Origin of the sequence: Salinithrix halophila (assembly GCF_042650125.1) — a bacterium.
Taxonomy (GTDB): Bacteria; Bacillota; Bacilli; order Thermoactinomycetales; family DSM-45169; genus Salinithrix; species Salinithrix halophila.
Genome location: NZ_JBHSAP010000018.1, coordinates 46,757 through 69,556 on the forward strand (window position 1 = coordinate 46,757; position 22,800 = coordinate 69,556).

The 22,800-nt window shown below is 55.2% G+C and carries 17 protein-coding genes and 1 riboswitch; of the genes, 16 read left to right on the plus strand and 1 reads right to left on the minus strand.

The genetic code is table 11. The annotated features are described in order from the left end of the window. Window positions 1–104: 104 nt before the first annotated feature. On the plus strand, window positions 105–881 hold the full coding sequence (locus ACFOUO_RS13295) for a hypothetical protein (protein WP_380705629.1): 777 nt from the start codon (window positions 105–107) through the stop codon (window positions 879–881). A gap of 535 nt (window positions 882–1,416) precedes the next feature. Here the strand turns inward: ACFOUO_RS13295 and ACFOUO_RS13300 are convergent. Further along, on the minus strand, window positions 1,417–2,322 hold the full coding sequence (locus ACFOUO_RS13300) for a LysR family transcriptional regulator (protein WP_380705630.1): 906 nt from the start codon (window positions 2,320–2,322) through the stop codon (window positions 1,417–1,419). Between the two features lie 213 nt (window positions 2,323–2,535). Here ACFOUO_RS13300 and gltB point away from each other — a divergent pair, with 213 nt between their 5' ends. The 15 genes from gltB to ACFOUO_RS13375 all read left to right on the plus strand — a co-directional run bounded on the left by gltB (window position 2,536) and on the right by ACFOUO_RS13375 (window position 22,726). Further along, a complete protein-coding gene (gene gltB / locus ACFOUO_RS13305; RefSeq protein WP_380705631.1) occupies window positions 2,536–7,128 on the plus strand; it encodes a glutamate synthase large subunit in 4,593 nt (1,530 codons plus the stop codon). A gap of 13 nt (window positions 7,129–7,141) precedes the next feature. After that, window positions 7,142–8,617, plus strand: a complete 1,476-nt coding sequence (locus ACFOUO_RS13310) for a glutamate synthase subunit beta (RefSeq protein ID WP_380705632.1) — start codon at window positions 7,142–7,144, stop codon at window positions 8,615–8,617. Between the two features lie 235 nt (window positions 8,618–8,852). Beyond that, window positions 8,853–9,048: riboswitch (cobalamin riboswitch) on the plus strand. Window positions 9,049–9,228: 180 nt separating this feature from the next. Next, complete coding sequence (cobA, locus tag ACFOUO_RS13315; protein WP_380705633.1) at window positions 9,229–10,776, plus strand: uroporphyrinogen-III C-methyltransferase; 1,548 nt, start codon at window positions 9,229–9,231, stop codon at window positions 10,774–10,776. A 34-nt stretch (window positions 10,777–10,810) separates the two neighbouring features. Further along, window positions 10,811–11,476, plus strand: coding sequence for an urease accessory protein UreH (locus tag ACFOUO_RS13320; protein ID WP_380705634.1), 666 nt, complete (start codon window positions 10,811–10,813; stop codon window positions 11,474–11,476). A 17-nt stretch (window positions 11,477–11,493) separates the two neighbouring features. Continuing rightward, window positions 11,494–12,090 carry a cob(I)yrinic acid a,c-diamide adenosyltransferase gene (locus ACFOUO_RS13325; protein ID WP_380705635.1) on the plus strand — a complete coding sequence of 199 codons (597 nt, stop codon included), beginning with the start codon at window positions 11,494–11,496 and terminating at the stop codon, window positions 12,088–12,090. A gap of 49 nt (window positions 12,091–12,139) precedes the next feature. After that, window positions 12,140–13,831, plus strand: a complete 1,692-nt coding sequence (gene cobJ / locus ACFOUO_RS13330; protein WP_380705636.1) for a precorrin-3B C(17)-methyltransferase — start codon at window positions 12,140–12,142, stop codon at window positions 13,829–13,831. A 70-nt stretch (window positions 13,832–13,901) separates the two neighbouring features. Beyond that, complete coding sequence (locus ACFOUO_RS13335; protein ID WP_380705637.1) at window positions 13,902–14,780, plus strand: sirohydrochlorin chelatase; 879 nt, start codon at window positions 13,902–13,904, stop codon at window positions 14,778–14,780. 26 nt (window positions 14,781–14,806) lie between these two features. Next, window positions 14,807–15,598 (plus strand): precorrin-6A reductase, encoded by a 792-nt coding sequence (gene cobK, locus ACFOUO_RS13340; protein WP_380705638.1) that lies wholly within the window; start codon window positions 14,807–14,809, stop codon window positions 15,596–15,598. After that, window positions 15,579–16,223, plus strand: coding sequence for a precorrin-8X methylmutase (locus ACFOUO_RS13345; RefSeq protein WP_380705639.1), 645 nt, complete (start codon window positions 15,579–15,581; stop codon window positions 16,221–16,223). Before cobK ends, ACFOUO_RS13345 begins: the two co-directional genes overlap by 20 nt. Window positions 16,224–16,353: 130 nt before the next feature. Then, the gene (locus ACFOUO_RS13350) at window positions 16,354–17,457 is read left to right on the plus strand and encodes a cobalt-precorrin-5B (C(1))-methyltransferase (protein WP_380705640.1); all 1,104 of its coding nucleotides are present in this window, start codon (window positions 16,354–16,356) and stop codon (window positions 17,455–17,457) included. Then, a complete protein-coding gene (gene cbiE / locus ACFOUO_RS13355; protein WP_380705641.1) occupies window positions 17,454–18,686 on the plus strand; it encodes a precorrin-6y C5,15-methyltransferase (decarboxylating) subunit CbiE in 1,233 nt (410 codons plus the stop codon). Before ACFOUO_RS13350 ends, cbiE begins: the two co-directional genes overlap by 4 nt. Next, complete coding sequence (cobI, locus tag ACFOUO_RS13360; protein WP_380705642.1) at window positions 18,683–19,417, plus strand: precorrin-2 C(20)-methyltransferase; 735 nt, start codon at window positions 18,683–18,685, stop codon at window positions 19,415–19,417. The genes cbiE and cobI overlap by 4 nt, the downstream gene beginning before the upstream one ends. After that, complete coding sequence (cobM, locus tag ACFOUO_RS13365) at window positions 19,414–20,211, plus strand: precorrin-4 C(11)-methyltransferase (RefSeq protein ID WP_380705643.1); 798 nt, start codon at window positions 19,414–19,416, stop codon at window positions 20,209–20,211. The genes cobI and cobM overlap by 4 nt, the downstream gene beginning before the upstream one ends. Beyond that, complete coding sequence (locus ACFOUO_RS13370) at window positions 20,208–21,314, plus strand: cobalt-precorrin 5A hydrolase (protein WP_380705644.1); 1,107 nt, start codon at window positions 20,208–20,210, stop codon at window positions 21,312–21,314. The genes cobM and ACFOUO_RS13370 overlap by 4 nt, the downstream gene beginning before the upstream one ends. Next, window positions 21,314–22,726: a cobyrinate a,c-diamide synthase gene (locus ACFOUO_RS13375; RefSeq protein WP_380705645.1), complete on the plus strand. Its 1,413-nt coding sequence runs from the start codon at window positions 21,314–21,316 to the stop codon at window positions 22,724–22,726. The genes ACFOUO_RS13370 and ACFOUO_RS13375 overlap by 1 nt, the downstream gene beginning before the upstream one ends. Window positions 22,727–22,800: the final 74 nt, after the last annotated feature.

Sequence of the window (22,800 nt, forward strand, 5' to 3'; positions counted from 1 at the left end):
GAGATGATAGCGAGCGTTTTGTTTTAACTTTGGTATGATGAGAGATGTCCGATGTGTGGACCTGAAAAATAGAAATTGAAAAGAATGGAGAAGAAGGTTGTATGATGCCCCGTATGGATGAAGATACATGGAAGCATTTTACGATTACCCCGATTGATTGGTATTCACCTGATTATCGGGTGGACAGTTTCTTTCACTATGTTTCCGACTTTATGAGGTCGAATGCTTCGATCACGCGGAAGGTATATAATTTGGAAGAGATTATCGAGGGATATCGGGCAACGATTGGGGCCAGCTCAGCTACGTTTAAGATGTTCACCAAAGAGCGCTACTTTATCTTAAAAGCCACCCTGGAACCGACTGGGGATTATTATGAGGTTAGCTGGGAAGTTGACAAAGTAAAACAATGGATTCGGGAGCGGCAATTACAGCCGATCCAACTGCCGGTCATGCAACTGATCCAATCGAAACAACGGGTGAATCGGCGTGAGGTCCGGTCCTTGAAGGAGCCCTTTGAGCCGATCATTGCATTGGATTATCCCCCGATGAATCGGTTGGTGGTGCTCGATGGGAATTATCGATTGGCCAAAAGGTATCTTGAAAATCCCTGTGCCCAGATCGAGGTTTTTCGGCTGAGAGTGGAGGATCATCTCCCGTTGATGACGGATGAACTATGCCGTACCTTATTCAAGGTTCATCATAATCTCATCACCCTTTGTCATTACATGGCAGAGGGCGGGGATCAACGTCTATTTTTCGGTGATTCAGATTCCAAGCAAGACCTTGGTAACCTGTACCCCATTCAGGGAGCCCCTGTTCCAAAAGTCAAGGACTCATTATGGCAACGGCTTTTTTTTCTGTTCAAGAAGATGACCAAGTGATCGAGATCAAGGACCTGCGACTCATTCGCAGGTCTTTCTCCATAGGACGAAAAATAGCTTATTGAATCCGTCGTTGCTTGTTCCATAAAAAAAGCTTGTCCGTATTTTACGGACAAGCTTTTTGGTTATCCTTTCAATGATTCAAGCCACTCCGAGTAACAATGGTCACACAGGAGTTGGTCGTTTTCATTTTCTTGTTCGTAAAAGGTGACAGGGTGGACGCTTGTCACTTGATGTTCACAGTGGAAACACGTGTATTCTTTCATAGAAATCCCCTTTCGGTGGGTCTTTGTCCGTTTTAGGATTCCGAAAGGGGAGGGGGATTATTTATTGGAGAGTGTGTGAAAAAGGAGTGGAGTTGGCTTTTTACATGATGCAGATGACGACGGGGTAGTATGGAAACTCCATTGGATTTGCCCCAACTGGCGGAGAGTAGGTCGTATTGGACCCCTCTGCCCTCCAGCCTAGGGCATTCGTTTGAGACATCATCGAGAGAGGAAAAAGTTAGGAAGGGCTCATTGGTTGTTGTACCGGGTTACAGACTGAAGCGATGCAAATTGGCGAAAAACTCTTTCAGAAACTCAAAGAACAACTTTTCGGAAGGGGGAAGTTCCCGGTTGTTTGGGGTAACGGCTCCGACGGTTCGGTTTAAGGATGGTTCGCTCACGTGAACCTTCACGGTCCCTCGAGGGACGCTGTCAATCAGGGTAATCTCTGGGAGCAGGGTTACCCCGAGGCCTGCCGCCACCAATCCTTTGATCGCATCGATATCTTCCCCTTCAAATGAAACTCTCGGTTTGAACCCCATCTGATAACAGGCGTCCATCACGATCCGGTGCAGGACAAACCCGGAGGGAAAAAGAACGAAGGCATCCTCCTGAAGCTGATCCAGGCGCAGAGAGGGTTGGTCGCTGAGGGGATGGGTGGATGGCAGGAGGGCGACCAGTTTTTCCGAGAAAAAGATGTGCCCCTGTACATCTTTTTCTTCGGTAGGGACGGGAGCAATAAAGGATAGTTCAGATTCACCTTTGACCACCGAATCGATCAGATGGCGGAAGGAGCCCTGTCGCAACTGAAATCCAACGTCAGGGTACCGGGAGCGGAAGGCGGAGATCACCGTAGGAAGGATATGGGAGGCTAGGCTACTGGGAAAGCCGATTCGGATGGTCCCTTTCTCCGGATCGAGAAATTCCTCGATCTCCACTTTGGCCTTCTCCATCTCCATCATTGACTTTTCCGCATGTCTAAGAAAAATTCGCCCCAGAGGGGTCAAACGGACATTGCGACCCTCGCGCACAAACAGTTGGACTCCCAGTTCCGTTTCCAGGTTGGCGATCTGTCGACTCACGGCCGATTGAGCTACGTGTAACGCATGAGCGGCTTCGGTCACATGCTCCCGCTTAGCTACTTCGATGAAGTATTTTATTTGCCTAAATTCCATGGAAATCCCCTCGATCCGCCTATCAATCTCGATATGAGATTGATTTAATCGGAAATATATATTGTTAATATGAATGGTTACCAATAAAATAACAAGAACAAACCATATGCGCAAGAGACGGGGGCAGTGGCTAGGTTAGCTGTGCTCGTCATCCGCCGGGTTCTGAGTATGATTGGATCCCAAGATCGAATCCGCTTGTGAGAGGTGAAACCCATGATTAAAAAAGGATGGCCACAAAAACAGGGCCTTTATGATCCGACATATGAACACGATGCCTGCGGTGTTGGCTTCGTGGCAAACCTAAAAAGAAAAGCCTCCCACGAGACTGTGGAACAGGGACTGGAAATTTTGCGCCGCTTGGTACACCGAGGCGGACTTCAGGATGAGGAAACGGGAGACGGTGCTGGCATTATGCTGCAAGTGCCGCATGAATTTTTCCAAAAGAACGTTGATTTCGACTTGCCACCGGCTGGCCGGTACGGGGTAGGAATGATGTTTCTCCCGATGGATGCGTCCCGCCGGGCGGAATATGAAAAAACGTTGGAAACGATTGTAAACGAGGAAGGCCAACAGTTGCTGGGTTGGCGTACAGTCCCGGTCGAGCCGGGACGGATCGGAAAAAAAGCGGGTGAGGTCCGGCCCTTCATCCGTCAGGTTTTCATCGGGGCAGGAGAAGCCACCGAGGAAACCTTAGCCTTTGACCGAAAATTGTATGTGATCCGGAAGCGAATGGAACAGATGGCCGGAGACGAGGTCTACATTGCCAGCCTCTCCACTCGCACAATCGTTTATAAAGGGTTTTTGACACCGGAGCAGGTGAACGGTTTTTATCGGGATTTGCGGGATCCGGCGTTCACCTCCGTCTTTTCTATGGTGCATAACCGCTTCAGCACCAATACCTTTCCCAGCTGGGAGCGTGCTCATCCCAATCGATATCTGCTTCATAACGGTGAAATCAACACGCTTCGCGGCAATGTCAATTGGATGTTGGCTCGGGAGAAGATGTTTGAGACGGACGCTTTCGGTGATGACCTGAATAAGGTGCTGCCGATTATCGACCATGAGGGAAGCGACTCAGCGATCCTAGACAATTGTTTTGAATTTTTTGCCCTGTCCGGCTATTCTCTTCCTCATGTCGCGATGATGATGATCCCAGAACCTTGGGATAAAAACGGCTCGATGGATGATGCGAAAAAAGCGTTTTACGAGTACCACAGCTGCCTGATGGAGCCTTGGGACGGCCCGACCGCGATCGCATTTTCCGACGGGAGACAGATTGGGGCGGTCCTGGATCGGAACGGGCTCCGACCGGCACGGTACTATGTGACCACGGATGACACGATCATCTTCTCCTCAGAAGTCGGCGTCGTGGATGTGCCGGCGGAAAAGGTTACACAAAAAGGCCGGTTGGAACCGGGCCGGATGTTGCTTGCCGATCTGGAGGAAGGAAGGATCATTTCCGATGAGGAGATTAAGGAACGGGTGGCATCGGAACATCCTTACCGCCGGTGGCTGAAGGATCACCTGGTATCGGTAGATGAGCTGCCGGCGCAGTCCACCGAGCAGGAAACGGATGAAGAAACGCTCTTCTGTCTCCAAAAGGCTTACGGTTACACCTATGAAGAGCTGACCAAGAACCTGATGCCGATGGTAACGGAAGGGAAAGATCCCATTGGCTCGATGGGGAATGATACCCCCCTCGCCGTTCTTTCCGATAAACCCCAGCTCTTGTATAACTATTTTAAACAATCCTTCGCCCAAGTTACCAATCCGCCGATCGACGCGATCCGGGAGGCCTGTGTCACCTCTACCGTGACCAACCTGGGGGCAGAAGGAAACCTTCTGCAACCGGAACCGGCGCATTGTCGTCGGATCCGCCTGGAGTCCCCGGTCATCTCGGACGAAGCTTTTGCCAAGCTGAGCTACAATCCCCATCCCGAATTCAAGACCCGGACGTTACCGATCTTGTTCTCCGCTAGCGAAGAGGAAACCGGTCTTGTATCGGCGTTGGAGGAACTATTTGCTGCTGCGGATCAGGCGGTGGAAGAAGGATGTTCCTTGCTGATCCTGTCGGATCGGGGTATGAACCGAGAACAGGTGGCAATCCCGACCCTGCTGGCCGTTAGCGGTCTGCACCATCATCTGGTCCGGAAAGGAACACGGACCCGGGTCAGCCTGCTTGTGGAATCCGGAGAACCTCGGGACGTCCACCAGTTTGCGATGTTGCTGGGGTATGGGGCGGATGCGATCAACCCGTATCTGGCCATTGCCACTCTTCGACAGATGGTGGAAGAGAAAACCCTTCCGGGTGTCACCGAAGAAGAGGCCGTTAGGAAATATCTCTCGACGGCGACAGAAGGGATCGTTAAGGTGATGTCCAAGATGGGTATCTCTACCATTCAAAGTTACCGAGGGGCTCAGATCTTCGAAGCGATCGGCATTGCACCTTCGGTCATCGACCGCTACTTTACACGGACCACCACTCAGATTGGTGGGATCGGGCTGGAGGTTATCACTAAAGAATCCCTGCTTCGACATAGGGACGCCTTCCGTGAGCGGGAGACCGACCAGACATTGGAGCCGGGAAGTGAACTGCAATGGCGGAGGAACGGGGAGCATCACGCCTTCGACCCGATCACGATCCACACCTTGCAGCAAGCCTGCCGCCGAGGCGATTATGACCGGTTTAAGGAATATTCCAAGCGGGCCGATGAGGAGCAAGTGGCGTTCCTGCGGAGCCTGTTGGACTTTCAAGTCGAGCGCACTCCCGTACCCATTGAGGAAGTGGAACCTGTCGAGTCCATTGTCCGCCGCTTCAAGACTGGGGCTATGTCCTACGGAGCCCTGAGTGAAGAAGCCCATGAAGCGCTGGCCATCGCGATGAATCGCCTGGGTGGCAAGAGCAACAGCGGAGAAGGCGGGGAGGACCCGGATCGGTTCACTCCGGAGGCAAACGGGGACTCCCGCCGCAGCGGGATCAAACAAGTAGCTTCCGGCCGCTTCGGGGTCTCCAGCCACTATCTGATGAATGCCGACGAGATCCAGATCAAGATGGCTCAGGGGGCAAAGCCCGGTGAGGGTGGTCAGCTTCCCAGTAACAAAGTGTATCCCTGGATTGCTGAAGTGCGGGGATCTACACCTGGAGTCGGGTTGATCTCTCCACCGCCTCATCACGATATTTACTCCATCGAGGATCTGGCTCAGTTGATCCATGACTTGAAAAACGCTAATCCCGAGGCTCGGATCAACGTTAAGCTCGTATCCAAGCCCGGTGTCGGAACGATTGCCGCCGGAGTCGCTAAAGGATTGGCGGATGTGATCATGATCAGCGGTTACGAAGGCGGGACTGGTGCCTCACCGAGGACCAGCATCAAACATGCCGGCCTTCCCTGGGAGCTTGGGTTGGCGGAAACCCATCAGACCCTGCTCCTCAACAATTTGCGGGAGCGGGTGGTGTTGGAAACCGACGGCAAAATGATGACCGGCCGGGACGTGGTTGTCGCCGCCCTGCTCGGGGCTGAAGAATATGGATTTGCGACAGCTCCCCTTGTCGTTCTGGGCTGTGTGATGATGCGCGCTTGTCATTTGGATACCTGTCCTGTGGGGGTTGCTACGCAAAACCCGGACCTTCGTAAAAAATTCATCGGTGATCCGGATCATGTCGTGAACTATATGCGTTTTGTGGCTGAAGAGGTTCGGGAGATCATGGCCCAGCTCGGCTTCCGTCGGCTGGAAGAACTGATCGGTCGCAATGATTTGCTGAAGGTGAGCGAGCGGGCGAAACACCACTGGAAAGCCAAGAGCCTGGATCTGTCACCGCTTCTGCACCAGCCGGATGTTCCGCCGGAAACGGGCCGCTACTTTAAACGTCCTCAGGATCATGGTTTGGACGGCTCCCTCGACCGCCGGGAACTGTTGGCTCTCTGTCAGCCGGCTCTGGAATCGGGAGAGCAAGTGGAAGCGACCCTCCCGATTCGTAACACCGACCGAGTAGTAGGGACCATCCTGGGAAGCGAAGTGACGAAACGTTTCGGTGCAAAAGGGCTGCCGGACGATACGATTCGCCTTCGTTTCCAGGGTTCTGCGGGACAGAGCCTGGGAGCCTTCGTGCCGAAAGGCGTTAGCCTGACGGTGGAAGGTGACGCAAATGATTATGTGGGCAAAGGGCTTTCCGGCGGGAAAATCGTGGTGTACCCGCCGGAAGGAGCAGCTTTCGCGCCGGAGGAAAACACGGTGATCGGTAACGTTGCCTTTTATGGGGCAACGGCAGGAGAAGCCTATATCCGCGGGGTCGCCGGCGAGCGTTTCTGTGTCCGCAACAGCGGAGTTCGCGCTGTTGTTGAAGGTGTCGGTGACCACGGCTGTGAATATATGACGGGGGGACAGGTGGTGATCCTCGGCTCGGTGGGCAAAAACTTTGCCGCCGGGATGTCGGGCGGGGTTGCTTACGTACTGGCTGAGGATCTCGATACCCTCACCCGCAATGTAAACCGTGAATTGGTCCTGCTTGAGAGCCTGGAGGATGAGCAGGATCTCGGAGAAGTGAAAGAACTCATCGAAAACCACATCCGGCACACAGGTAGCCTTCACGCCACATCCGTGCTGGAAAAGTGGGAGGATTCCGTTGCCAAGTTCGTCAAGGTGATCCCGAAGGATTACAAACAAATGATGGAGTCCATCGGGGAACTGATGGCCGCCGGTATGAATGAACAAGAGGCGATGGCAGCCGCTTTCGAGAAAAAGGAAGGAAATCGACCGGAGAAAAAGACCGGAAAGGTACGCCGCGAACCGGTACTCACTGGATAAGGAGGGGAGTCGCATGGGTAAAGCCACGGGCTTTATGGAATACGAACGCAAGACAGCGAGTGAGCGGGATCCGCTCACCCGTCTGCGGGATTGGAACGAATATCAACTACCGCTTCCCGAAGATGAATTGAAAAAGCAGGGGGCCCGCTGCATGGATTGCGGCACACCCTTCTGCCATACGGGGATTCCAATCAACGGCACCGATTCCGGATGCCCGCTCTACAACCTGATCCCCGAGTGGAACGATCTAGTCTACCGGGGCCGCTGGAAAGAGGCGTTGGATCGCCTCCTCAAAACCAATAATTTTCCTGAATTTACTGGGCGGGTCTGTCCCGCTCCCTGTGAAGGGGCCTGTACGGTGGCTATTCACGATCCAGCGGTGGCCATCAAGAACATCGAACGGGAAATTATCGACCGCGGGTTTGCAGAAGGCTGGATTGTACCGAGCCCGCCGAAAACTCGAACGGGGAAAACCGTGGCAGTGGTGGGGTCAGGGCCTGCCGGTCTGGCTGCTGCTGACCAACTGAACAAAGCGGGTCATTCGGTGACCATTTATGAGCGGGATGATCGGATCGGTGGACTGCTCATGTACGGGATTCCCAACATGAAACTGGAAAAACGACTCGTGGAACGCCGGGTTGATCTGTTGAAGGAAGAAGGCGTCCACTTTATCACCGGGACGGAAATCGGGAAAGACGTCACCCTCGACCAATTGCGGGATGAATTCGATGCCGTTATCCTGTGTGCAGGAGCGCAAAAACACCGGGATCTCGCCCTGGAAGGGCGGAATCTAGAGGAGATTCATCTGGCGATGAAATACCTGACCGAATCGACGAAAGACCTGCTCGACCCCGCTTTCGAAACTTCCATTTCCGCAGAAGGAAAGGATGTTATCGTCATCGGGGGCGGGGACACCGGGGCGGACTGTGTCGCCACCGCCTTGCGCCAACGGTGCAAAAGTGTCGTTCAGTTCGGTAGGCATCCAAAGCTGCCTGATACAAGGGAGGAAAACAATCCCTGGCCGGAACAACCTTTTGTCTTTACCTTGGACTACGCTTACGAAGAGGCGAAAGCCCGTTTCGGTAAAGACCCTCGGCAATATTCCATCATCACCAAGAAGCTGGTGGGGGATGAAAACGGAAAGGTCAAAGAATTGCACACCGTCGAGGCCGAGAAGATCATCCGTGAAGACGGGAGCTATTCCTTCCGCGAGCTTCCCGGCACGGAGAAAGTGTGGCCTACCCAGCTCGTGCTGGTCGCCATCGGCTTCGAAGGGACGGAAGACGCCCTGTTGCAGAACTCCGGCTTAGATCACCAAAACCGCCGGGTGAAGGCCGAATACGGGGAGTATATGACCAATTTTGACGGGGTGTTCGCTGCTGGTGATGTACGCAGGGGACAGAGCCTCATTGTCTGGGCCATCCACGAAGGACGTGAGGCGGCCCGTGAATGCGACCGCTATCTGATGGGGGAGACAGACCTGCCGTAAAAAAAATCATTCCTTACCCACTTAGTAGTCTCCGGGCACTCCGCTGGGTGGTCGGTGCCTACAGGCGCTTCGCCGGAAACCGGCCCACCTTTGCGGTATAGAAGAACTTTGTCATCCGCCGTTTCGGCGGATTTTTTTATGCTCGCGGTTTCGTAGTAGAGGAGGGAAAAATCAAGCTATACAAAATTTTGTAGACAAAGATTCCGTAAACAGGTATATTGAGGTGGACGGACAACTTCATACGAAAAGGACAGGTGCCGAACATTCCTTTAGGAGTGTTCGGTTAAAAGGGAAGTCGGTGAAAGTCCGACGCGGTCCCGCCACTGTAAATGGGTAGCGAACTGCAAGATGTCACTGTTCCATAGGGGAACGGGAAGGCGCAGGGAGCGATGACCATGAGCCAGGAGACCTGCCTGTCCTGACCACCATTTGTACCTGCGAGGATGGGGAGGTGAGTGACGGAGAACCGGACACACGGTGAATTTCACCGAGGTGATCACCGGTTTATGCTTTCATGCACACAAAGCACATCCTAACAGGGGTGTGTTTTTTATTGTTTTCGCCAGGGCCCGCGGCATAGAGGCTTCATGGCGGAAGGAGGCGTTGCGACGTTGGAGAAGGGTTTCGTTTTTATCGTGGGAGCAGGACCGGGAGCTCCGGGTTTGATCACTGTTAAAGGGAAGGAAGCGCTGGAGATGGCGGATGTGGTCTTGTACGACCGCCTTGTTAGTCCGCGTTTACTGGAGAGCGTTCCAGATCATTGTGAGAAGATCGACGTGGGCAAACGTCCTTCATCCAATCGGTGGACCCAGCAGGAAATCAACCGGACCCTTGTCCAAAAAGCGGGGGAAGGGAAAACCGTGGTACGGCTGAAGGGAGGAGACCCCTTCGTCTTTGGTCGGGGTGGGGAGGAAGCGGCCACTCTGGTACAAGCCGGGGTCCCCTTTGACGTAATACCCGGTATCAGCTCTGTGACGGCGGTTCCGGCCTATGCGGGAATCCCGGTCACTCATCGCGATTACAATTCTTCCTTTGCCGTGGTGACCGGGCATGAACGTCCAGATAAAAAAGAACCCTCGGTGAAATGGAAGCATCTGGCTAAAGGGCCGGAAACGCTAGTCATCCTGATGGGCGTCTCCAACCTAGACTATATCTGCGAACAATTGATCCAGTACGGACGTAGCCCGGAAACGCCGGTAGCCCTGGTTCGTTGGGGCTCTCGGATAGACCAGGAGACGTTGACAGGCACTTTGTCTGACATCGCGGAACGGGTGATTATACACAGCTTTAAGTCCCCTGCCGTCATTATCGTGGGGGAGGTGGTTCGGGAGCGGGAACGACTCTCCTGGTATGAACCAAAGCCCTTGTTCGGAACGCGGATATTGGTGCCTCGGACACGGCAAGGTCCGAGCGTGCTTTCCAAAACCATCGAATTCCTTGGAGGAGAAGCGGTGGAATTTCCCGTCGCCTGTATAAGGCCGACGGAGGGTTTTTTGCAGGAGATGAGCCGGGAACATTCGTGGGACTGGCTTCTGTTCAGTCACGTCTCGGCGGTGGACGCCTTTTTCCGCGCTCTGGGGGAGTTGGAAAAGGATATTCGAGCATGGGCCGGGGTCAAGGTGGCGGCAATCGGAGATAAGACCGCTAAAGCCTTGCAGGAGAAAGGGGTATGTGTGGAATCTTTTGCCGCCGACGACCGGGTGGAAACCTTGTTGGAAGCCATGGAAGAGCGAATCGCCCCTGGAGAAGAGGTCCTTCTATTGCGAGGCCGCTCTCGACGGGATGAACTGGCGGAATCTCTTCGCCAGGTGGGATGCCGTGTGACGGAAACCAAAGCCTTCGGGGCCCAGACCGTATTTGGTCAGTCGAAAGAAGCCATCCGTCTGCTACTGGATAGAAAAGCGGACTGGATCGCTTTTGCAAGCTCCTCGACGGTCCGCCACTTTTCAGAAGTCCTTCGATTAGAGCGTCCGGATGGGGAGGAGTTGCTGCACTCCATTCAAATCGCTTGTATCGGGCCGGAGACGGCCCAGGCGGCGGGGGAATCGGGGATGCGTGTCGATGTGGAGGCCAATCCTCATACCGTAGAAGGGTTAGTCGAGGGAATTAGCCGATGGCTGCCGGAACCGAAGGAAGCACTTGCCGGCCTGGCGGATTGATCACAACTTTACATGGGACAGAGGAGGAAAACGGATGGATTGGGGAATATGGACGACCTTAGGAGTTGGTTTGCTGCTGGGTTTACGCCATGCATTGGACCCGGACCATTTTATCGCGGTATCTACTATCGCCAGCCGCACCGGTAACGTGTTGAAGGCGACGGCTTCTGGTATCTACTGGGGGTTGGGGCATACCTGTACCCTGCTCTTGATCGGGCTGCCGCTCCTGGCCATGAAGACAGCACTGCCGGATTCGATTCAACTGGTTATGGAGATCGCTGTCGGTTGTATGCTCGTCACCCTGGGCTGGACTTCGTTTCATGCCTTCCGAAGGGGAGAGATGCGACGGCCTTCGGCGGAGACAGGGGATGAAAATCCCGGAGAACAGCGGGTCGGGTATCGGTTGCGCTCGTTCCTGGTGGGAATGGTTCACGGAATGGCCGGGACCGGGGCGATGGTGGTCATGGTGATGGCTTCCTTGCGGAGCTTGTCCGATGCTTTTCTGTACCTGTTAGTGTTTGGGGTCGGCACGGTAGCGGGGATGAGCTTGTTCGCCGTTTTAATCGGTTTTCCTTTCACTTATGCGAGTAAGCATTCGGTCAGTATCGAGCGAGGGATGGGGATGACAGCTGGTGTGGTTTCCATATTGTTCGGTTTTTACTATATCCAAGGCACGCTGTTTCACGATGGGTTCTTTTAAAAGAAAGGGGCGTGACCATGCGGATTTATACACGCAGAGGGGACGAAGGGGAAACATCGGTCATCGGAGGTCGGGTCTCCAAGGATCATATTCGGGTAGAGGCTTATGGAACTGTGGACGAGGCCAACTCGTTTGTCGGTGATGCAATCGCCCGGATGTGGGAGAAAGATCCGGAGGAATTTGACGACATGATCCGGGTTTTGACCGACATTCAACAGGAGTTGTTTGATACAGGCGGGGATCTGGCCGTGGTGAAAGGAAAGCGGCCCTATAAAATCACGGCAGACCATGTGGACAGGTTGGAAGAGTTGGTAGACGCATACCTGGAACAGACACCCGTTGTCAAGAAATTCATCCTGCCGGGCGGAACTTCCATTGCCGCGGCTCTCCATCTCTGTCGCACTGTGGCCAGGCGGGCGGAACGGCGGGTAGTTACTCTTGCTTCTCGAGAGGAAATCAACGAAGAGGCTCGGCGCTATCTAAATCGTCTCTCCGACTTCTTCTTCGTTTTGGCCCGGGCCGCCAACGCCCGGGAAAGCCGGGAGGATATCCAATACGCTCGAGGAAGGGAAGTTTTTCGCGATCGCCCTCGTAAGGAACGCCCCATGACGTAAAGGCGCAGAAAACAGGTTTTTCAAAAAATCGGGGTTGGAGGTGTGTAAGATGGCAGACCGAAAGAACGGAAAACTGCTGGTTATCGGATTCGGTCCCGGTCATTTCGATCACATGAGCCAACGGGCTAAAAAGGCCATCCAGGAAAGCGATGTCATCGTCGGCTACAACACGTATGTGGATATTATCCGCGGACTGTTGATCGATCAGGAGATTGTCCGCACGGGGATGACTGAGGAGGTGAGCCGGGCTCAAGAAGCAGTGAGACAGGCGGAAGAAGGGAAGGCGGTTGCCGTCATTTCCAGCGGCGATGCCGGTGTCTACGGCATGGCCGGGTTGGTCTATGAGGTGCTGATCCAGAAGGGATGGAAGCCGGAGGATGGTGTGGAAGTGGAGGTCATCCCCGGGATTTCCGCGATCAACTCTTGTGCTTCCTTGCTCGGCTCTCCTGTGATGCATGATGCCTGCACGATCAGCCTAAGCGACCACCTCACGCCGTGGGAGTTGATATCCCGTCGGATCGAGGCGGCAGCTGGGGCTGACTTTGTAATCGCCCTATACAATCCGAGGAGCGGCCGTCGAACCCGGCAGATTGTGGAAACCCGCCGTATCCTGCTGGAGCACCGATCTCCCGACACTCCCGTCGGGTTGGTGAAAAGTGCTTATCGAGAACGGGAGCATACCGTATTGACCACGCTGGACAAGATGCTAGAACACGACATCGGGATGCTGACGACCGTAATTATCGGCAATTCCACCACCTTCGTCCATCACGGCCTGATGATCACGCCGCGAGGTTATCAACGAAAGTATACGTTGGACAAGACCGTCCAGGAGTTAAAACCTCACCAGCGGTTGAAACCGGAGGCGGAGCCCTGGTCTCTGACAGGAGGAGAGCAGTACAAGGCAGGAAGGCAAGGGGAAAAGGAAGAGACGGTCACAGCCGCTTCCGACAATACGACTTCCGGTGAAGTTCCCCCAGCTCCCGGCCATAGCTCTCCGTCAGTCCTTGCTTCCGAAGCGTTAAGGATCCTTCAGGCAAAGGGAGTCGTCGAGACGTCGGTGGTTTCGGAAACGGAAGGTACAGCGCCGGTCCTCTCGATCTTTGAAGTGGCCGTCTCCACGGGAGTAGCCGAAAAGAAGTGGACGTCCGCTCAAATGAGCTTGTTGGCAGAGATCGCCGGGGAGAAGGGGGAGATTGAGTATACCCCTCATCACCGCATTCTGATCCGGGTGCCGACGGATCAACCTGAGGGGATCGTCGACCGCCTTAAGTCGGAAGGATTGCAGGTGGATCCGGTAGGGGATACCGTCCAGGTCAAGGCCTGCGACTTTTGTCACGGTGACAAAGGGGAATCGATCCCCTATGCCGAGGAGTTGCACCGGCGGATCGGTGGGCTCTCTGTACCGAAGGAGCTGAAGATCGGCTTCAACGGATGTGCCATGGCCTGCTACGGGGCGGTGACGGAGGAAATCGGTGTCGTATTCCGGCGAGGGACCTTCGATCTGTTCCTGGGAGGCAAAAACATCGGTCGCAACGCTCATCCCGCTGAAAGGGTGGCGGAAGGGCTTGCTCCGGAAGAGCTGATTGACGCCGTGGAGAAGGTGGTCCGGGAATACGCGGAGAAGGCCCAGCCCAATGAACGGTTCAATAAGTACTTCAAACGGGTGAAAGAAGTGGCTGGTTACCGTTCTTCCGAAGCGCCGAAACCGAAAATTCCCGAATTGGCTTGCGGTGAATGAAGGCGGCCCGCAGGGATCGAGATCGAGGGCGCGGTATTGGCGCCGACTCACTAGAGGAGGGGAAAGGAATATGGAGGCAATCCTGTTCGTCGGTCACGGGAGCAGGGATCCGGAAGGGAATACCGAACTGCTCCACTTTACCGAGCAGGTTACCGAGCACCTGGAGGCACCCATCATGGAGACCTGTTTCTTGGAGTTAACGCAACCGGACATCCCTCAGGGGATCGACCGCTGTGTGGCACGGGGGGCGACAAGCATCTGTGTCATCCCGATCATGCTGTTTTCCGCTGGTCACGCCAAGGTGCACATTCCCTTGGCCATCCAGGAAGGCCGGGAGCGTTACCCCGAAGTTGAGTTTCGGTACGGACGGCCTTTCGGTGTTGACGAGAATGTTCTTCCCCTATTGAAAAGGCGGATGGATTTGATCCATCCCTTGAAAGTGAATGAAGAGGGAGAAAGACACCCCATTGCGGTCTTGTTGGTAGGAAGGGGTTCGAGTGATCCAGACGCCAACAGCGATTTGTACAAAATTAGCCGGTTATTTTGGGAACAGACGCGGGTGAAATGGGTGGAGACTTCATTTATCGGAGTGACCGACCCGCGTTTTGAAGAGGGGCTAGAGCGATGCTTGCGGCTGGGAGCCCAGCAATGCATCGTGCTGCCCTATTTTCTGTTTACCGGGGTACTGATTAAACGGATGGAGGAGAAGCTGGTGCGATTTGCTTCCGCCCATCCGGACCTCACCGTACAGATGGGCTCTTATCTCGGGTTGGATGAAGGGTTGATCCCGATCCTGTTGGACCGGGTGAGGGAAGTGGAGCGGGAAGGCGGGAGTGATTGGCAGGCTCTGGCGGAAAGCGCGGAGGCAGCTGGACATCATCATCACCATCATCACCATCACCCTCACGACCATGCCCATAGACATCGTCCGGTTCATCCGGCTGGGTAAGCCCATCAGCAGGGGAGGGAAAACACGTGATTCTTTTTTTAGCGGGCACCAGTGATGCGAGAGAACTGGCTGTGCAAATGAAAGAGGCGGGGCATCGCCTGCTGGCGACGGTGGTGACGGAAAGTGCCGCCGTCAGCCTGCGGGAGGCGGAGATTCCGGTACGGACGGGCCGGCTCGACACCGCACAGATGGCGGCACTGATCCGCGAACGGGAATGTATCGGTGTGGTGGATGCCAGTCACCCCTTCGCCGAAGAAGCTTCGCGAAATGCGATGGACGCCTCGAGGGAAGCCGACGTCCCCTATATCCGGTATGAACGGCCCGCAGGCCGGTATGGAAGCCACCCCCGATTGAAAGTGACGGATTCTTACGAAGAAGCGGCGACAGAGGCGGCTCGGCATTCCGGCGTGGTGATGCTGACCACGGGGAGCAAAACCCTGGCCATTTTCGCTGAAAAAATGGTTGGACTACCGGATCTTCGTCTGGTAGCCCGGATGCTTCCCCGCAAAGAAAACATGGAAAAATGCGAGGCGTTGGGGATCCCGCAAAAAGATATCGTGGCGATGCAGGGCCCTTTCAGCGAAGAGATGAACCGAGCGCTGTACCGCCATTACGGCGTAACCACTGTGGTCACCAAAGAAAGCGGCAAGGTGGGTGCCGTCGATGAAAAAGTGACCTCGGCACTGGAGATGGGACTAAACGTGATCCTGATCGCTCGCCCGCGCCTTGATTACGGCCGAGTGTTTACCACGATGGAGGATGTCCTGCAGGAAATGGACAAAGAAAGGGGAATAGATCATGTCGCAACAGGGGTTTAAGCCAGCTACCACCCGCCCCCAGGAAATCGAGAGTTTAAGCTTTCGGATTATTACGGAGGAACTGGGGGAGCATCCCTTCACAAAAGAACAGTACCCCGTGGTGCAGCGGGTGATCCATGCCTCTGCGGACTTTGATCTGGGCCGTAGCCTGATTTTCCATCCCCGCGCTGTCGAAGCGGGGATAGAGGCCATCCGAAGGGGGCGTCCGGTCGTCGCTGATGTGCAGATGGTCCAGGTGGGGATCAGCAAACCCCGTATTCACCAGTTTGGAGGCGATGTTCGCGTCTACATCTCCGATCCCGATGTGATGGAAGAGGCGAAACGGCTGGAAACGACCCGAGCCATTATCTCTATGCGGAAAGCTGTCAAGGAAGCCGAGGGAGGCATCTTCGCCATCGGCAACGCCCCTACGGCCCTTCTGGAGCTGATCCGCCTGGTGCGAGAAGGAGAGGCGAAACCGGGCCTGATCGTTGGCGTTCCCGTCGGCTTCGTCTCTGCGGCGGAGTCGAAGGAAGAACTAGCCAAACTGGACGTCCCCTTCATTACCAACCAGGGGCGCAAAGGTGGAAGTCCCACCGCAGTGGCTGCGGTCAATGCGCTTTCCCTGCTGGCAGTCAAGGAATAAGGGTTCGGTAATTATCCGAATCTGGCTCTGAGGCAGCCCATTTGTTCGCTGCCTTGATCATAGAAAACGTATAGGGCGGAAATAGAGCCTTTTGTTCAACACAGAACAGTTAGCACCTGGGGGGAGTTCGATGAAGAAGCAGGCGGAAGCAAAAGATCCCGCCAATATGCGCCGTGGTTACACGACAGGGGCCTGTGCCACCGCCGCCACAAAAGCGGCGCTCCTTTCCTTAATCACGGGAAGTTCCCCCCCGGAAGTGGAGATTCTTCTTCCGATTGGCGAAAGGGTCTCGTTTCCCATTGAAAAAGCCGCCCTCTCCGACGAGTCTGCGGTCTGCAGTGTCATCAAAGATGCGGGAGACGATCCCGACGCTACCCATGGGGCGGAAATCGTCTCCACGGTAGCCTGGGCATCTGAGGAGGGGGTTCACCTGGATGGGGGGACCGGGGTGGGGCGGGTGACCAAACCCGGTTTGTCCGTTCCCGTCGGTGAGGCGGCAATCAATCCGATCCCGCGGAAAATGCTGAACCAGGTGGTAACAGAGACTCTAGGAGAACTAGAGGAGGAGCGGGGAGTCCGCGTGGTGATTTCCGTGCCGGAGGGGGAGGAGATTGCCAAAAAAACCTTAAATGAGCGGCTGGGCATTGTAGGGGGGATCTCCATCCTGGGGACCCGGGGGATTGTGGTTCCCTTTTCTACCTCCGCTTACCGGGCCAGTGTCGTTCAGGCGATTTCTGTTGCCCGAGCGAACGGATGCTCCCATCTGGTCCTGACCACAGGCGGCAGCAGCGAGAAACATGCGATGAAGATGTTTCCCGAGCTCCCAGAGGAGGCCTTCATTCAGATGGGGGATTTCGTCGGGTTTGCGCTAAAACACGCCAAACGGCTGGGGGCGGAGAAGGTCACCCTGGTCGGTATGATGGGGAAGTTCTCCAAAGTGGCTCAAGGGGTGATGATGGTTCATTCCAAAAGCGCTCCCGTGGATTTTGGTTTTCTGGCGAAGGTAGCGGAAGAAGTGGGAGCGCCCCCCGACTTGCTTGATGAGGTACGGGGAGCCAACACGGCTACCCATGCTGGCCAGCTGATGGAGGAAGCGGGTTTTCAGGAGTACTTTACCACCCTGAGCCGTTACGTCTGCCACCAGGCCCATCGTCACGTGGGAGGCGGCATCCGCGTGGAGACGGTGCTGGTAAAAATGAAGGGAGAACTGCTGGGAAGGGCGGGAATGGATTGATGCACAAAGTGAAAGTGATCGGGATTGGGGATGACGGAAAAAATGGACTATTTCCTCTCTACCGGCAATGGGTTGAGGAAGCGGAAGTGGTTGCGGGAGGAAAGCGCCAATTAGCCTTCTTCCCGGAACATCTAGGAGAGCGGATTCCCATCACAGGCGGAATCCGTCCTGTCCTGGATCGGATCGCACAGGTTGCCCCCTCTCAGCAAGTCGTGGTGCTGGCTTCAGGAGATCCCTTGTTTTACGGGATTGCCTCTCTGGTCGTACGGGCTCTTGGGCGGGAACATGTGGAGGTACATCCTCACTTGAGTTCCGTTCAGTTGGCCTTTGCCCGTATGGGGGAGAGTTGGCAAAACGCCCAGGTAGAAAGCGTCCATGGGAGGTCGATCCGAGGGCTGGCGCAACGGCTGGACGGAAAGGAGAAAGTGGCTCTTCTGACTGACGAAACCAACACTCCCGCCGCCATCGCCGCCTATCTTCTGAAGTTCGGGATGAGGGAGTACCGAGCCTTTGCTGCCGAAAACCTCGGCGGCCCGGAGGAACGTTGCCGTTGGTACGGGTTAGAAGAGCTAGCGGACACGGAGTGTTCTCCCCTGAACGTGGTGGTTCTGAAGCGGGAAAAAGGGGCGGCCTCTCCCCATTGGAGCCTGGGTATCGATGATTACCATTTTTCTCAGCGGAAACCGGAAAAGGGGCTCATCACCAAAAAAGAGGTGCGCGTCCTGAGTTTGTCCGAATTGAACCTGTCCCCGGACAGTGTCGTTTGGGACATCGGGGCGGGGTCCGGTTCCGTCTCTGTGGAGGCGGCCAAACTGGCTCCTCGGGGTCAGGTGTTTGCAGTGGAAAAGAATGAGGCCGACATCGCCAATATGGAGGCCAATCGGGTTAAGTTCCGCACAGACTTCACGATCCTTCATGCCAAGGCACCGGAGGGATTGGCGGATTGGCCCGATCCTGACGCCGTTTTTATCGGCGGCAGCGGCGGTGAACTGGGCGAATTGCTCTCTCTGTGTTGTCATCGCCTAAAGGCGGGGGGACGGATCGTGGTCAATGCAGCTACCCTGGAAACCTTGTCTCGCACCTTGGAATCTCTGAAAGAAGAAGGGTTTGAGTCCCGGGTCACGATGCTCCAGGCGGCACGGAGCAAGCCGATACTCTCTATGACAAGGCTGGAAGGACTCAATCCTGTGTATATCATCTGTGGAACCCGGAAGGAGGAGAGCCCATGAGTTTGCAAGCGGAATCGAATCCAGCTTCCATTGGGCATCTGTACGGATTGGGTATCGGCCCTGGTGATCCGGAACTGGTAACCGTTAAAGCCTTTCGGTTGATGAAAGAATCCCCGGTGATCGCTTACCCGAAAAAGCGGATGGGAGAAAAGAGCTATGCCCTGACCATCGCGGAGACCTATATCAACCCGGCGGAAAAGGAAATGCTGGGGTTGGTCTTTCCCATGACCCGGGATCGGGAGCTCTTGGAGAAAGAATGGGATCGGGCGGTGGCTGCTGTCTGGGAGCGGCTTTCCCAAGGAAAGCATGTTGCTTTCGTGACCGAAGGGGATCCGATGTTGTACAGCACGTTTATCCACTTGAGCCGCCGGTTAAAAGAGTTGCACCCCGAGGCGGAAGTCTCCTCAGTACCGGGGATTTCCTCTGTCAACGGGGCCGCTTCCCGCCTGGATTTGCCTCTAGCCGATGGGGATGAGCAGATCGCGATCGTCCCGGCGACAAAGGACCAAGAACGGATGAGAAAAGTGCTTCAGGATCATGACACGGTGGTATTTCTCAAGGTGGCCAAAGTTCTCGACCCGACCATCGACCTTCTGGAGGAACTGGGACTAGCGGATCGGGCGATGGTGGCCGCCAAAGTGACCTCCGGCCAGGAAATGGTCTGGCGGAAAGTGGAAGAACTGCGGGGCGTAAATCCCGGCTATCTGACGCTAATGGTGGTGAAAAAATGAGCGAACTGGAAGCAAAAGTCTATATTGTGGGAGCCGGGCCGGGGGATCCGGACCTGATTACGGTCAAGGGAGAGCGAATTCTACGCTCGGCGGATGTGGTGCTCTACACGGACTCGTTGGTCAGTGAGGAGTTGATCGCCCGGGCCCGCCCTGATACATGTGTCATGAAAAGCGCCGGAATGGCTCTGGAAGAGATCGTGGAAGAAATGGTTGTCCATGTGCGGCAAGGAAAGAGTGTGGCCCGCATTCATACCGGTGACCCGGCTGTTTATGGAGCCATTTTTGAACAGCTGTCTCTATTGAAAAAAGAGTCGATTCCCTATGAAATCGTGCCGGGGGTGAGTTCGGTCTTCGCTTCGGCTGCCGTGCTGGGAGCCGAACTCACGATCCCCGAGCTGACGCAAACCCTGATCCTTACCCGAGCCGAAGGAAGGACCCCTGTTCCGGAGAAGGAGAAGCTTCGGAGCCTGGCTGCCCACCATACCACCATCGCTCTGTTCCTAAGCGCAACCCTTACCAAAAAGGTGGTGCGGGAGCTCCTGGATGCCGGCTGGTCTGAGGAGACTCCTGTGGCGGTGGTGCAGCGAGCCACTTGGCCGGATCAAAAAATCCTTCGTTCCACCCTTTGCAGCCTGGATGAGGATATGCGAAAAGCTGGCATTCGAAGCCATGCAATGATCTTGGCTGGATGGGCGCTGGATGAGAAACTGGCTGATAGAGCGGAGGACTATCGCTCTAAATTATACGATAAAACCTTTACCCACGGGTACAGAAAGGGGGTGCCGGCCCAGTGAGCAGAACCATTGCCGTGGCGGCGATCACTAAGCACGGGGTGGAGATGGGGAGGGAGTTGGCGGAGAAGTTTCCGGGATGTGATCTTTATATCATGGAGAAATTCCGCAGGGGTGACGAAGAGGCCAAGGGAGTTCACCTTTTTTCTGGATCGGTCCGCCATATTTTGCCGAACCTTTTCCAACGATATGACGGAATCATCCTGATCATTTCACTGGGAGCCGTTGTGCGTATGATCGCTCCCATCCTGAAAGACAAAAAGACGGATCCCGCCGTCGTGGTGGTGGATGATCGGGGCGAGCACGTCATCAGTGTCCTCTCGGGCCATCTGGGCGGTGCCAACGAACTGACCCGACAGGTGGCGGCGTCTTTGGGGGCCCGGCCCGTCATTACGACGGCATCGGATGTACAGCAGACCATCCCTGTCGATCTCTTTGGCCGCTCCTTCGGCTGGGAGATTGAGAGTTTCGAACGGGCGATTCCGGTTAGTGCTGCCGTTGTAAATGAAGAACCGGTGGCCGTCATCCAGGAGTCGGGAGAGACCGGGTGGTGGACCTATGACAAGCCGATTCCTTCCCATATCCGAACCTACCGCTCGACCGATGAAGCGAGGAAAGCGGATTTCCGGGCTGCATTGGTTGTCACCCACCGCCTTCTCTCGCAGGAGGAAGAAGCGATCTTTCTCTCCAATGGTGTTCTTTACCGGCCCAAGGTGATTGTGCTAGGGATGGGTTGTAACCGGGGAACCTCCCTGGAAGAGTTGGAGGAAGTGGTGCAAAGGACCCTGTTGGAGCAAAAGTTTTCTCTCAAAAGCGTACGCAATATCGCCACCATTGATCTGAAAAAGGATGAACCGGGCTTGGTGGCTTTGGCGGAAAAGTATGGATGGCGGATGGACGTGTATACCCCCGAGGAACTGAACACCGTGACGTTGAAGAACCCTTCAGAAACGGTCTATAAATACACTGGTGCTTACGGGGTGAGCGAACCGGCGGCTCTTCTCTCCTCCGGTGCCCGTGAGTGGCTTCTTGAGAAGAAAAAATCGGGGAACGTTACCGTCTCCATCGCCTTGGCGGATGTCGCTGCTCGGGCGGAGGTTCTGTGATGAGCAAGAAGAAACGACCTCGTCTGGTGATCGCCGGTACCGGGAGCGGAGTGGGAAAGACGACGGTTACCCTGGGGTTGATGGCGGCCTTTGCCCGCCGCCTTAAAGCGGTGCAGGGGTTTAAGATCGGACCGGATTACATCGATCCCAGCTATCATACGGTGGTAACCGGACGCCCTTCCCGCAACCTGGATACCTGGATGATGCCGCCGGAACATATGAAGGAAATTTTTCTCCGGGGTAGTGCCGGAGCGGACCTGTCCCTGATCGAGGGCGTGATGGGGATGTATGACGGCAAGGATCCTTTGAGTGACGAGGGAAGTACTGCCGATATCGCCATCCGGTTGGAGAGTCCCGTGATCCTGGTCGTGAACATCCATAGCATGGCCCGGAGCGCAGCCGCTGTCGTTTTGGGGTATCAACGATTTACCCCCCGGGTGAGAGTCGCTGGCGTCATCGTCAATCGAGCGGGCAGCGAGGGACATTACCGCCTTGCTAAAGCGGCTATTGAACAAGAATGCGGAATACCGGTCGTAGGTTGGCTGAAGCGGGATGAAGGGTTGGCGATCCCCGAGCGGCACCTCGGGTTGGTACCGGCGATGGAGAGGGGGGAATTGGACCCCCTCTTTGAAACGCTGGCCGATTCGGTAGAAAAAACCGTCGATCTGGAGGCACTGCTAGGATTGGCCGAAGAGGCGCCGCTCCTGGAAGAAGGGAGCCAATCCCTGTTTGAGCCTCGGCAGGTTTCTACTGAGGAAGCCCCGCCAGTGATCGCTGTCGCACGGGACGCTGCGTTTAATTTTTACTATCCCGAGAACTTCGATCTTCTCCAGTTATATGGAGCCGAGCTCCGTTTTTTCCGTCCCCTGGAGGGGGAAGAGGTGCCGGAAGATGCCGACGGATTGATGATCGGAGGCGGGTTTCCGGAAGAATTTACGGACCGTCTAGCTCGGGAAGAGCGAGTCAAAGAATCGGTTCGGAATGCGATAAAGAAGGGATTACCCACCTTTGCCGAGTGTGGGGGATACATGTATTTATGTGAGAAACTCGTCACCGCCAAAGGGAAGGAGTACCCCATGGTTGGGGTGATCCCCGCCACGGTCCAAATGAAAGGCCGACTGGCAGCACTCGGTTATCGGGAAGTACGGGCCCTCTCTGACACCATCCTGTTAGAGAAAGGGGAGACGGCCCGGGGGCATGAATTTCATTATTCCAGCCTTACCCATCATCAGCCGCACCCTCCTTTCGCCTATGAGAGCCAGGGGAGGCGGGGCCTTCATTCCGAGGGTTTCGCGAAGGAAAATCTTCTTGCCGGTTACACCCATCTCCATTTTGCCTCGAACCCTCTCATGGTGAAGCGGTGGCTTGAGCTTTGCCGCCGCTCTCGCCGAAAATTTGATAAAAATGTTTAAAAAGGGACACAAATGAGAAACTCCTTTCGAATAATGTAATGGGAAGGATGTCTCCCGATCTCAAGGGGGGTCTT